Raw genomic sequence first — 11,875 nt, 5'->3', positions numbered from 1 at the left:
GGCTTCGGGCGCAGGGCAGCCTTTCCTGTCCCGGCACCGAAATACAGTCCATCGCGGGTTTTCGTCAGGGCGTTTCGTGCCTAATGTCCCGACCATTCCGGGGTGACCGGACATCTGGAGTTGGACATGGACGCATGCGACCTCTCTGCGCGTGATGCGCGCGCGCTGATCGGTGCCAAAAAGCTCTCCGCCTCGGAGCTGATGGAGAGCTGCATCGGTCGGGTCGAGGCGGTCGACCATGCGGTGAATGCCATGGTCGCTCGCGACTTCGAGCGTGCGCGAGCGAGCGCCAAGGCCGCCGATGCCGCGACCATGCGCGGCGATGCGCTCGGCCCCCTCCACGGGCTGCCCATCGGCGTGAAGGACCTGGAGAATGTCGCGGGGCTGCGGACCACCTATGGCAGTCAGCTTTTTGCCGATCATGTTCCGGACAAGGATCAGCTGATCGTCGCCATGACGCGCGCCGCCGGCGCCATCGTGCTCGGCAAGACCAACACGCCGGAATGGGGCGCGGGCGCCAATACCCGCAATGCCGTCTATGGCGCGACCGGCAATCCGTTCGATCCCAGCAGGTCCGCAGCAGGCTCGTCGGGTGGGTCAGGCGTGGTTCTGGCGACCGGTATGGTGCCGATTGCCACCGGTTCGGATACCGGCGGATCGCTGCGCAACCCCGCAGCCTTCAACGGCATTGTCGGCTTCCGTCCATCGCCTGGACTGGTGCCGTCGGACAAGCGGCCGCTCGGCTGGAATCCCTTGAGCGTGCTCGGCCCCATGGCCCGCAACGTTCCCGATCTCTGCCTGCTCCTGTCCACCATGGTGTCCGACGATGCCTGCGATCCGCTGGCAACGACGATCCACGGCAAGACGGTGCGCCGCCCCGAGGATTTCGCTGTGCCGGGCACCTGCGACCTCGCCAGTCTCAAGGTTGCGATGACACCGGATTTCGGCTTCGCGCCGACGGAGAAGCACATCCGCGAGGTATTTGCCGACAAATGCGGGCTGTTCTCCCACGTCTTCGCCCGGGCTGATCAGGCGACGCCGGGTTGCGAAGGGGCGGACGAGACCTTCGAGGTGCTCCGCTCCATGTCGTTCATGGCGGGGATGTACGAGCGCGTCCGCGACACGCCGGAGAAGGTCGGCCCCAATGTGCGGGCGAATGTGGAAGAGGGGCTGCGCTATTCCGCGCTCGATGCCACCCGCGCTCTGAAGCAACAGACGGTCATCTACAACAACTGGCAGCGGTTCTTCGGCACCTACGACGTCATTCTGACACCCGCGGTGACGCTGAGCCCGAGGCCGTGGTCGGAACTGTTCCCGGCCGAGATCGACGGCAAGGCGACCCGCACCTATTTCCATTGGCTCGCCATGGCCTATGCGGTGACCAATGTCGGGCATCCCGCGATCTCGATCCCGGTCGGCTTGGATCGCAACGGCATGCCGTTCGGCCTGCAGATCGTCGGCCCGCGCGGCGGCGACGCCAAGGTGCTGGCGGTGGCGGCGGCGCTGGAAGCCCTGCTCGCCGGCGATCCGCGCACGGCGCGGCCGGTTCCGGACATTGCCGCTCTTGCGGCGGCGCGCCCGCTTCGCGACAGTCCGGGCTTCCTGGGCTTTGACTGATTGTCCCCCGCGCTGTCACATTCCTGACCAAGGAGACTCATTCCATGCATCGCCGCACTCTATTGAAGGGCGCCGCCGTCTCGCTGATTGCCGCGCCGGCACTCGGCCAGGACTGGCGCGCTTCGACCCTGCGCTTCATCCCGCAGGCCAACCTGTCGTCGCTTGATCCGATCTGGACGACCGCGACGGTCACCAACAATCACGGCTATTACGTCTTCGACACGCTCTATGCGGTCGACATGAATTTCAAGCCGCAGCCGCAGATGGCCGAGGGCCACGAGGTGCTCGATGGGGGCAAGCGCTGGCGCTTCAAGCTGCGCGAGGGCCTGAAATTCCACGACGGCTCGCCGGTCCGCTCCGCCGATTGCATCGCCAGCATCAAGCGCTGGTCGCAGCGCGATCCCTTCGGCCAGCTGGTCGGCAAGGTCACCGAGAGCTGGCAGGCGATCGACGACCGGACCTTCGAGGTGAAGCTGACACGGCCCTTCACCCTGCTGCTGGAAGCACTCGGCAAGGCCGATACGCCGGCCTTCATCATGCCGGAGCGGCTCGCCCAGACCGAGGCGACCCGCCAGGTGAGCGAAGTGGTGGGCTCCGGCCCCTACAAGTTCGTTGCCCCGGAGTTCAATTCCGGAAGCCGCGTGGTCTATGAGAAATTCGACGGCTATGTTCCGCGCAGCGATGCGCCGAGCCGTGGCGCCGGCGCAAAGGTCGCGAATTTCCAGCGGATCGAGTGGCACATCATGCCTGATCCCGCGACGGCTGCGAGCGCCATCATGCGCGGCGAGATGGACTGGTGGGAGCGCCCGCCGGCCGATCTCCAGCCGCTGCTCGCGCGCAATCGCGACATCGTCCGCGAAGTGACGGACTCATCAGGCCGCATCGCCATCATGCGGCTCAATCATCTGCAGGCGCCATTCAACAATGTGAAGGTGCGCCAGGCCGTCCGCATGGCCGTCGCGCAGGAAGACTATATGCGCGCGTCGCAGGGCGACGACCCGACCGCCTGGAAAGTTTGCCGCAGCCTCTGGCCGCACGGCACGCCCTATTACAGCGGCGAGCAGGAAGACCTGATGCCGCAGAGCATCGCCAAGGCCAAGGAGGCGCTCAAGGCGTCTGGCTACGCGGGCGAGAAGGTCGTCATCATCAACCCGACGGATTTCCCCGATATCGGACCGCTCGGCCAGGTCTCCGCCGACATCCTCGGCAAGATCGGCATGAATATCGATCTTGCCGAGACCGACTGGGGCACGGTCATCCAGCGTCGCGGCAGCCGCGAACCCGTGGACAAGGGAGGCTGGAGCATTTTCCACACGACTGGCCCGGCGCCCGGCTGGGGAAATCCAGCCCTGTCGCTCCTGGTCCGCGGGCAGGGAGCCCGCGGCTGGTTCGGCTGGTATGAGAGCGCCAAGGCCGAGGCACTTGCCGACGAATGGCTGTTCGCGCCCGACGAGGCCGGCCAGAAGAAGGCGGCGGTCGAGCTTGGCCGCCTGGCGCTGGAGGATGTGGCGACTGTGCCGCTCGGCCAGTTCACGCTCAAGACCGCCTATCGCAAGACGTTGACCGGCATGCTGCCGGGGTCGGCACCCTATCCGTGGGGCTTGAAGCGGACCTGAGGAACGTCGATCAGGCCCGCGAGCTCGGCCGATAGAACGGGTCGTGGCGGGCCGGATCGATATAGTCGGCATAGAAGCGGCGAACATGGGGCAGCAGCGCCTTCGACAGGTGCCGCCGCTCCATCTCGTCGTGGGACAGCGCCTTGGCAAGGTCGTCATGCAGCGCCTTCAAGGCACTGTCGCGATCGACGCGCGTGAACCGGCCCTCGGCATAGACCACCTCGCCGTCGCACATCACTGTCTTCACGCCCTGGGCCTTGCCGCGCTGGACGAGGGCATCGATGACCGGCGTTTCCGGGTCGAGATAGGGCCAGGCGAAGCCGTTCCAGTCGTGCATGGACAGGTCGGCGGCTTTGCCCGCCTCCAGGCGGCCGATCGCGTCGCCATAGGGCGTCGTGCGGGCCCCGCCTGAGGTCGCCATGCGCAGGATCTGCGGGATGGTCGGCACGTCGGCCTCGACGAGACCGGGGACCCGATGGGCGCGCAGCGCGAGCCGCATTTCCTGCAGCATGTCGCGGTCATCGTTGAGGCCGGCCTCGTCGATGCCGAGGGCGGTCGGAATACCGGCGGCCTCGAACCGGTTGAGTGGTGCGACGCCCGAGCGCAGGCGGAAATTCGACGAACAATTGTGGCAGATGCAGGAGCCCGCTTCAGCGAGACGCTCGATGTCGGGCTCGTTCAGCCAGACCCCGTGGCCGATGGTCAGCCGCTCGTTCACCAGCCCGAACCGTTCGATATGGGCAAGCGCCGTCGAACCGCTCAGCCGGCGGGCATATTCCTTCTGGTAGGCCGTTTCGACCAGATGCATGTGCATGGGCACATCGTGCTTCGCCGAGGCGTCAGCGAGCAGCCCCAAGGCTCGGTCGGAGCACCAGTGCAGATTGGCTGGCGCCAGCTGGATTCTCACGCGCCGTTTGTGGTTGTGGCGGGCGTGCAGGCTCTCGAACAGGCCCATGAGATCATCAAGACCCGCCTTGAAGCGCCCGAAGAAGCGCTTCATCGGATCCTGGAGTTCCGCTGGCAGGCTCGCGACGAAATCCTCATCGGCCTGGTAGACGAGGCGGTTCTGGTCGCGAACGCCGTAGCAGTAGGACACCCGCATGCCGATATCGTCATAGGCGCGGATGACCTGGTCGATGCGCGCCTCGATCTCGGTCGCGGTGCCGGGCAGCGAACTCTGGATGTGCTGGACGGTCGTGACGCCGGAGGCGACCATCTCGAAGGCGGAATAGAGCGTATCGAGATAGAGATCGAGGTTGCGGATCACCAACCGGGTGATGAACCAGAGCTCCAGCGGCATGTCCGGCGAACCGAGCTGGACGGGGGTCAGGCCGACATGGTGATGGGCATTGACGAAGCCCGGAACGACCACCTCATTGCCGCTACCCACCACCGGCAAGGTGGGATGGCGGGCGCTGAGTGCCGCATAGGTTCCGACCTCGGTGATGACCCCGTCTTCCTGGATCAGGGCTCCATCGTCGATTGTGTCGCAGGTGAAGCGGTCGGCGACCCCGGTGACAAGCGTCCGGGCGCGAATGATCGATACCGTCATGATTTCCTGCCCTTTCCGGACCCTTAGCCGACGCAGCGAGCAAATTCCGTTCCCTTTTGGGGGTGGGAACAGCAAAATCCTTGTGCGTCAAACATGACGAATGGCTCATATTTTGCCGTTGACTAGGCAGGGCTGCCATGCGCCAATGGGGTCAATTCATCAACAAAGAAATAAACATGGTGGGAACGACCGACGACGTCATTCTGGCGACAGATGGCCTGAGAAAGGACTTTGGCGGGTTCACGGCGGTCAGCGACGTGAACCTGAGCGTGCGACGTGGCAGCATCCATGCCCTGATCGGTCCGAACGGTGCCGGCAAGACGACCTGCTTCAACCTGCTGACCAAGTTCCTGTCACCGTCGCAGGGACGCATCATCTATAATGGCCGCGACATCACGGCGCTGAAGCCGGCGGATATTGCCCGGCTCGGACTGGTGCGCTCCTTCCAGATTTCAGCAGTCTTCCCGCACTTGAGCGTGATGGAAAATGTCCGCATCGCGCTTCAGCGCAAGCGCGGCGGCTCATTCGATTTCTGGACATCGCAGCGCACCCTTGAAGCTCTCAACGGCGAAGCATTGCGCCTTGTCGAGGCAGTCGGGCTTGCCGACTTCGCCAGGATCGAGGCTGTCGAACTGTCCTACGGGCGCAAGCGCGCGCTGGAGATTGCCACGACGCTGGCGCTCGATCCGGAAATGCTGCTGCTCGATGAGCCGATGGCCGGCATGGGCCATGAGGATGTCGATCGCGTCGCCGACCTGATCCGCACGGTTTCGGCCAATCGCACGATCCTGATGGTGGAGCACAATCTGTCAGTCGTGGCGGCGCTATCGGACCGGATCACGGTGCTGGCGCGCGGCAAGATTCTGGCCGAGGGCGACTATGCCACCGTCTCAAAGGACCCGCGCGTGGTCGAAGCCTATATCGGAGGCGTGGGTCATGGCTGAGGCCGCCATTCTCGACACCAAGGCCGGCACTGCCGAGCCGATGCTCGCCATTCGCGATCTTCATGCGTGGTATGGCGAGTCCCATGTCCTTCACGGCATCAACCTCGATGTCGCGCCGGGCGAGGTGGTGACGCTGCTCGGCCGCAATGGCGCGGGCAAGACAACCACCCTGAAATCGATCATCGGCATCATGTCGAAGCGCCAGGGGTCGATCCGCTTCGAGGGCGAGGAGACGATCTCCAAGTCGTCGCGGGTGATCGCCAAGATGGGCATCGGCTACGTGCCCGAGGAGCGTGGCATCTTCGCGACCCTGTCGGTCGAGGAGAACCTGCTGCTGCCGCCGCAGGTCAGGCCCGGCGGCATGAGCGTCGAGCAGATCTTCGAGCTGTTCCCGAACATCAAGGAGCGGCTGACCAGCCAGGGCACCAAGCTCTCCGGCGGCGAGCAGCAGATGCTGGCGATCGGGCGCATCCTGCGTACGGGCGCCAAGTTCCTGCTGCTCGACGAGCCGACCGAGGGCCTTGCCCCCGTCATCATCGAGCAGATCGGCCGGACCATCGCGCGGTTGAAGCGCGAAGGCTTCACGATCATTCTGGTCGAGCAGAATTTCCGGTTCGCGCAAACTGTCGCCGACCGGCACTACCTCGTCGAGCAGGGGCGCGTCGTCGACATGCTCCGCAATGAAGATCTCGACAAGAACATCGACAAGCTGCACGCCCATCTGGGCGTCTGAGCTCGCAAAAACAAGAAAATCCGCACACCCGGACCCATTGGAGGAACAACGCCATGTCCACTTTCCGAATGAACCGCCGCCACCTGATGGCCGGCGCCGCAGCAACAGCCTTCACCGCCAGTTCAATGGCGCGTGCCCAGCAGCCCCTCTCCCTCAAGATCGGCGTGCTTAACGACCGTTCCGGCCTCTATGCCGACCTGACCGGCGAGGGCTCGGCCCTTGCCGCACGCATGGCGGTCGAGGATTTCGGCGCCGCCGCCAAGGGCCTGAATGTCCAGGTCGTCTCGGCCGACCACCAGAACAAGCCCGATGTCGGCGCCAATATCGCGCGCCAGTGGTATGACAACGACGCTGTCGACGTGATCGCCGACGTGCCCACGTCGTCGGTGGCGCTCGCCGTCAACCAGATCACCCGCGAGAAGAACCGCGTCTTCCTGAACTCGGGCGCCGCAACGTCGGACCTCACGGGTGCGCAGTGCTCGCCCAACACCGTCCACTGGACCTACGACACCTATGCGCTCGCCCAGGGAACTGGCGGCGCCATGGTGAAGGCTGGCGGCGACACCTGGTTCTTCCTGACTGCCGACTATGCCTTCGGTCATGCGCTCGAGCGCGACACGACGGCGGTGGTGCAGAAGGCCGGCGGGCGAGTTCTCGGCGCAGTGCGCACGCCGTTCCCGGGCACGGACTTCTCGTCGTTCCTGCTGCAGGCCCAGGCGTCCAAGGCCAAGGTGATCGGTCTCGCCAATGCCGGCGGCGACACGATCAACTCGATCAAGCAGGCCGCCGAGTTCGGCATCACGTCCGGCGGCCAGAAGCTCGCTGGCCTGCTGGTCTTCGCAACCGACGTGCATGCGCTCGGCCTGCAGACGGCCCAGGGCCTGATCCTGACGGAATCGTTCTACTGGGATCTCAATGACGGCACGCGGGCGTTCTCGCGCCGCTTCGCCGCCCAGCGGAACGGCTTCATGCCCACCATGGTGCAGGCTGGCGTCTATTCCAGCGTGCTGCACTATCTGAAGGCTGCGGCTGCGACCAAGTCGAAGGATGCCGCGGGCAACATGGCCTGGATGAAGGGCAATGGCACCGACGATCCGCTGTTCGGCAAGGGCACGATCCGCCAGGACGGCCGCAAGATGCATCCGGTCTTCCTGTTCGAGGTGAAGAAGCCTTCGGAATCGAAGGGGCCGTGGGACTATTACAAGCAGATCGCCACGCTGTCGGCGGAAGAGGCCTTCCGTCCGATGAATGCCGGCGGCTGCTCGCTCGTCCGCGCCTGATCCGATAGTCCGCGGGACGCCTCGACGAGGGGCGTCCCGCTTTTTCCTGCAGGATTAAGACGTCATGTTCGAGCTACTCGGCATTCCGCCACAGGCCCTGTTCGGGCAATTGCTGCTCGGGCTGATCAATGGCTCGTTTTACGCCATTCTCAGTCTGGGCCTGGCTGTCATCTTCGGGCTGCTCAACATCATCAATTTCACCCATGGCGCCCAGTACATGATGGGAGCCTTCATCGCGTGGATCCTGCTCAACTGGCTGGGGATCGGCTATTGGTGGGCCCTGATCCTCGCGCCCGTGATCGCCGGTGTGACCGGCGTCATCATCGAGCGGCTGTTCCTCGCAAGGCTTTACCAGCTCGACCATCTCTATGGCCTGCTGCTGACCTTCGGCATCGCCCTGATCATCGAGGGTCTGTTTCGCAACGAGTTCGGATCGTCGGGCCTGCCCTACCAGATCCCGGACGCCCTGCGCGGCGGCCAGAATCTCGGCTTCATGTTCCTGCCCAATTACCGCGCCTGGGTGGTGGTGGCCTCGCTGGTCGTTTGCCTTGCAACCTGGTTCGTCATCGAAAAGACGCGGCTTGGCGCCTATCTGCGCGCCGCGACCGAGAATCCGACCCTGACCCAGGCCTTCGGCGTCAACGTGCCGCTCCTGATCACGGTCACCTACGGCTTCGGCGTGGGTCTCGCCGCCTTTGCCGGCGTGCTGGCCGCCCCGATCTACTCGGTCAATCCGACCATGGGCTCCAATCTCATCATCGTGGTGTTCGCGGTCGTGGTGATCGGTGGCATGGGATCGATCATGGGCGCGATCGTCACCGGCTTCGGCCTCGGCATCATCGAGGGCCTGACCAAGGTCTTCTATCCCGAGGCTTCCGCCACCGTCATTTTCATCATCATGGCGATCGTGCTGCTGGTTAAGCCGGCCGGCCTGTTCGGGAGGACTGTCTGATGGCCGAGATCTCAGCCGCGGGCGGCGTCAAGCTTCACGAGGCACCGGCTTCCACCGGCGCCTTCCACCGGGCGGTGTTCCTGGGGCTCATTGCCGTTCTGGCCGTGCTGCCGTTCATTCCGGTGATCGGCTACCCGTTCTTCCTGATGAAGGTGCTGTGCTTCGCGCTGTTTGCCTGCGCCTTCAACCTGATGCTCGGCTATGGCGGGCTCCTGTCCTTCGGCCATGCCGCCTATTTCGGGCTCGCGAGCTACGTCTCGGCCTATACGGCCAAGGCCTGGGGCCTGCCCCCCGAACTGTCCATCCTGCTCGGCACCGCGTCGGCGGCCGTTCTCGGACTTGCCTTCGGCGCCCTGGCAATCCGTCGGCAGGGCATCTATTTCGCGATGATCACGCTGGCCCTTGCGCAGATGGTCTTCTTCTTCTCGCTGCAGACACCGAAGTTCACCGGCGGCGAGGACGGCATCCAGGCGGTACCGCGCAACGCCCTGTTCGGCATCATTCCGCTCGGCTCCGATCTCGCGGTCTATTATCTCGTCGCGACGATCTTCATCGGTGGCATTCTGCTGATCTACCGGGTCATCCACTCGCCATTTGGGCAGGTACTGAAGGCCATTCGCGACAACGAGCCCCGCGCCATTTCGCTCGGCTACCGGGCCAGCCAGTACAAGCTCCTGGTCTTCGTCCTGTCAGCCTCGCTCGCGGGTCTTGCGGGCGCCACCAAGGCGATCGCCGTCCAGCTGGCATCCTTGACCGATGTGCACTGGTCGATGTCCGGCGAGGTCGTACTGATGACGCTGGTCGGCGGCATGGGAACCGTGTTCGGGCCGATCATCGGCGCCGCCGTGATCATCTCGATGCAGAACTTCCTCGCCTCGCTTGGCGCCTGGGTCACCATCGTCCAGGGCATCATCTTCGTCGTCTGCGTGCTGGTGTTCCGCGAAGGTATTGTCGGCGTCATCAGCAAGTGGCTGAAGAAGCCGCTCTAAGCGGCTGGCGGCCGCCGCCAGATGCGGCGGCCCCTGTCCTGACGCTCAGGCGCAGCAGGAACCGTCGCGACCGTCGATGCTCGCCCCGTTGCGATCGGGCGGCAGATCCATCGCCGGGTTGCCCGCGAAGAAGCCGTTGGGCTTCAGCATGAAGCCCGCATATTCCACCGGCATGATCGGGAAATCCTCGGGCTTGCAGACGTGGGTGTGGCCGAAGGAGTGCCAGACCACGATGTCCTCGTTCTCGATCGGGCGGTTCTGCGCGACATAGCGTGGGAGCCCGTCCCCGCCGGCATGCTGGTTGGGATAGTCGCCGCTGGCATAGCGCTCGGCGGGATCATAGTGCGTCACCCAGACATGTTTGGTGGCGAAGCCGCCGCGCTGCCTCACATAGGATCCCTCCTGCGCCAGCATGAGCGGGCTCGGCTGGACGATCAGCTTGTAGCCCGGTGGATTGCCGACGCTGTTCCGGGCGTTGGGATTGCTGATCTTCCAGTACCGGCCTGTGCGCCCATCAGCCTCTCTGGCCGCATCGCGCTCGCGGGCGAGAACCCGCGAGGTCGTGTCGAAGACATTGCCGTGGGGGTTGTCGGTGCCCCAGGGCCGCGGGTGGAACTCGTGCTCGGTGACCGTGTTCTTCTCGCCGTCGACCATCATGTGCATGCGGACGTTGAAGAAGTGCTGGTGGGTCGGGCCGCCGAGGCCCTCATCGACCATGCCGCCCCAGGGATAGGACTTGCCGGGCGCGACGGCCGCTGTCTGGATGATACCGGTGAGCTTGGCCTCCAGCTGGATGGTGCCGTCCTGGTAAAGGTACCAGTAGAAGCCGTAATCGTAATTGCCGACGGTGGCGAAGAACGAGATCACCAGCCGCCGGGAGCGCCGGACCTCGTAGGTGTCATTGCGGAATTCGTAGTGCTTCCAGAGGATGCCGTAATCCTCCTCGTGCATGCAGATGGCGTTCTTCATCACCATGGGCTGGCCGAGATCGTCAGCCGCGGGAATGTCGAAATAGCGGATCAGACCGAGGCAGTCGCAGCCGAGTTCCAGCGCATTGGCCAGCTTGCCGAGGCCATACTCGCCGGCATCGAAGGCGCTTTTCCAGAAATGGTTGGTGGTCGGGTCGGCATAGGGCACGACCATTTCGGTGACGCTGGCCCGGTAGATGATCGGCCGGTCGCGACCGCCGTCACGGTAGGAGAGCTGGTGCAGGACCAGGCCCTCGCGCGGCGTGAAGCCGAGGCGGAACGACCAGTTCTGCCAATCAACCTTCCAGCCGTCGACGGAAAAGCTCGGCCCCTCTTTCTGCACGATGTCGAGCGGGCGCACGTCCTGGCGCGGCGTGCCGAGCGACTCGCGGTTGTAGTTCCGCTTCTTCTTCGGGATGGGGATGATCTCCTCGTCGTCGACCAATTGGACGACCCGCTCCTCGATCAGATCGACGAGAGCGACGACGCCCTCGATCGGCGAGGCATAGCCATTGTCCTTGATGTCAGCGCGGTAATAGGAGACCGCGCTGACCAGGCGGCGTCCGGTCTCCACCTCGCGCGCGAAATAGCCGGCCGAGAAGGGATCGATCTGCACCAGCTCGATCTCGTCGTCGGTCAGTCCGCGGCGCGTCATGGCGTGGCGCCAGCCGGGGTCGGCCTTGACGATGGCGCCGGTCTTGAAGAACTCCTCGATGATGATGGGTGGCTGACCGTAGGGCGCGCTGCGGGCCTCCCGCTTCGCGAAGCTCACGACCCGCTTGGCGGTGATGTCGACGACGGCCTCGTGGATGTCGCCGCTGCGGGTATCGACGGTGATGATGAAGGCACGCCGCGCCACCTTCGCGCCGGGCGTCCAGGCGAGCACGTCGGCCTTTGCCGGTTCATCGAGCCGGAAATCGGCGAAGCGCGTGGTGGCCGGCAGGCCCTTCTCGGCCATCAGGATGTCGGTTGCCCGCTTGATCTCGCGCTCGTTCAGGGGATCGAGGGGATAGGTGAAGAGGGGCGGCAAGGCGGAAGGCGCAGCAGACATCAGGCAACTCCGGAGGCATGTGGCATCGTGCAGGCAAGGTCGGGGCCAGAAACGTCACCGATGTCTCGGGGCGGCGCAATGGCAAGGGTCCCACGGGGCCGAGGATCGTCCGGCTGTTCGCGACGGGCGCGCCGCTATAGGGTGGGCGGCTCGCCTTTGTCCGACCCGCGTGC

9 protein-coding genes are annotated in these 11,875 nt (G+C 64.7%); 7 read left to right on the top strand and 2 right to left on the bottom strand.

Annotation, left to right across the window (positions count from 1 at the left end; all coding sequences use genetic code 11):
* The first annotated feature begins 126 nt into the window (after positions 1-126).
* A complete protein-coding gene (locus tag E8L99_RS01600; RefSeq protein ID WP_137097909.1) occupies positions 127-1,617 on the top strand; it encodes an amidase in 1,491 nt (496 codons plus the stop codon).
* A 44-nt stretch (positions 1,618-1,661) separates the two neighbouring features.
* A complete protein-coding gene (locus E8L99_RS01595; protein WP_137097908.1) occupies positions 1,662-3,233 on the top strand; it encodes an ABC transporter substrate-binding protein in 1,572 nt (523 codons plus the stop codon).
* Between the two features lie 10 nt (positions 3,234-3,243).
* Here E8L99_RS01595 and E8L99_RS01590 read toward each other — a convergent pair whose 3' ends face one another.
* On the bottom strand, positions 3,244-4,785 hold the full coding sequence (locus tag E8L99_RS01590; RefSeq protein ID WP_137097907.1) for an amidohydrolase family protein: 1,542 nt from the start codon (positions 4,783-4,785) through the stop codon (positions 3,244-3,246).
* Between the two features lie 137 nt (positions 4,786-4,922).
* Here E8L99_RS01590 and E8L99_RS01585 point away from each other — a divergent pair, with 137 nt between their 5' ends.
* From E8L99_RS01585 to E8L99_RS01565, 5 genes are all read left to right on the top strand, one after another.
* A complete protein-coding gene (locus E8L99_RS01585) occupies positions 4,923-5,729 on the top strand; it encodes an ABC transporter ATP-binding protein (RefSeq protein ID WP_391527465.1) in 807 nt (268 codons plus the stop codon).
* Entirely contained in the window at positions 5,722-6,462 is a 741-nt protein-coding gene (locus E8L99_RS01580; RefSeq protein WP_137097906.1) for an ABC transporter ATP-binding protein, read from the top strand. The genes E8L99_RS01585 and E8L99_RS01580 overlap by 8 nt, the downstream gene beginning before the upstream one ends.
* Before the next feature lie 53 nt (positions 6,463-6,515).
* Complete coding sequence (locus tag E8L99_RS01575; RefSeq protein ID WP_391527464.1) at positions 6,516-7,742, top strand: ABC transporter substrate-binding protein; 1,227 nt, start codon at positions 6,516-6,518, stop codon at positions 7,740-7,742.
* 64 nt (positions 7,743-7,806) lie between these two features.
* A complete protein-coding gene (locus tag E8L99_RS01570; RefSeq protein WP_137097905.1) occupies positions 7,807-8,694 on the top strand; it encodes a branched-chain amino acid ABC transporter permease in 888 nt (295 codons plus the stop codon).
* Complete coding sequence (locus tag E8L99_RS01565; protein ID WP_137097904.1) at positions 8,694-9,683, top strand: branched-chain amino acid ABC transporter permease; 990 nt, start codon at positions 8,694-8,696, stop codon at positions 9,681-9,683. The genes E8L99_RS01570 and E8L99_RS01565 overlap by 1 nt, the downstream gene beginning before the upstream one ends.
* Positions 9,684-9,728: 45 nt before the next feature.
* On the opposite strand, the gene E8L99_RS01560 is transcribed toward E8L99_RS01565, so the two are convergent.
* Positions 9,729-11,702 (bottom strand): primary-amine oxidase, encoded by a 1,974-nt coding sequence (locus tag E8L99_RS01560; RefSeq protein ID WP_137097903.1) that lies wholly within the window; start codon positions 11,700-11,702, stop codon positions 9,729-9,731.
* Positions 11,703-11,875: the final 173 nt, after the last annotated feature.

Source organism: Phreatobacter aquaticus (genome assembly GCF_005160265.1).
Lineage (GTDB): Bacteria > Pseudomonadota > Alphaproteobacteria > Rhizobiales > Phreatobacteraceae > Phreatobacter > Phreatobacter aquaticus.
The sequence above is the reverse complement of the archived record's forward strand: the minus strand, read 5'-3'. Positions and strand labels throughout refer to the sequence as shown.

Excerpts from the sequence above, each read along its gene's own strand:
- E8L99_RS01585 (WP_391527465.1), top strand. The coding sequence starts at position 4,923 with ATGCGCCAATGGGGTCAATTCATCAACAAAGAAATAAACATGGTGGGA.
- E8L99_RS01590 (WP_137097907.1), bottom strand. The coding sequence starts at position 4,785 with ATGACGGTATCGATCATTCGCGCCCGGACGCTTGTCACCGGGGTCGCC.
- E8L99_RS01600 (WP_137097909.1), top strand. The coding sequence starts at position 127 with ATGGACGCATGCGACCTCTCTGCGCGTGATGCGCGCGCGCTGATCGGT.
- E8L99_RS01575 (WP_391527464.1), top strand. The coding sequence starts at position 6,516 with ATGTCCACTTTCCGAATGAACCGCCGCCACCTGATGGCCGGCGCCGCA.
- E8L99_RS01565 (WP_137097904.1), top strand. The coding sequence starts at position 8,694 with ATGGCCGAGATCTCAGCCGCGGGCGGCGTCAAGCTTCACGAGGCACCG.
- E8L99_RS01595 (WP_137097908.1), top strand. The coding sequence starts at position 1,662 with ATGCATCGCCGCACTCTATTGAAGGGCGCCGCCGTCTCGCTGATTGCC.
- E8L99_RS01560 (WP_137097903.1), bottom strand. The coding sequence starts at position 11,702 with ATGTCTGCTGCGCCTTCCGCCTTGCCGCCCCTCTTCACCTATCCCCTC.
- E8L99_RS01570 (WP_137097905.1), top strand. The coding sequence starts at position 7,807 with ATGTTCGAGCTACTCGGCATTCCGCCACAGGCCCTGTTCGGGCAATTG.
- E8L99_RS01580 (WP_137097906.1), top strand. The coding sequence starts at position 5,722 with ATGGCTGAGGCCGCCATTCTCGACACCAAGGCCGGCACTGCCGAGCCG.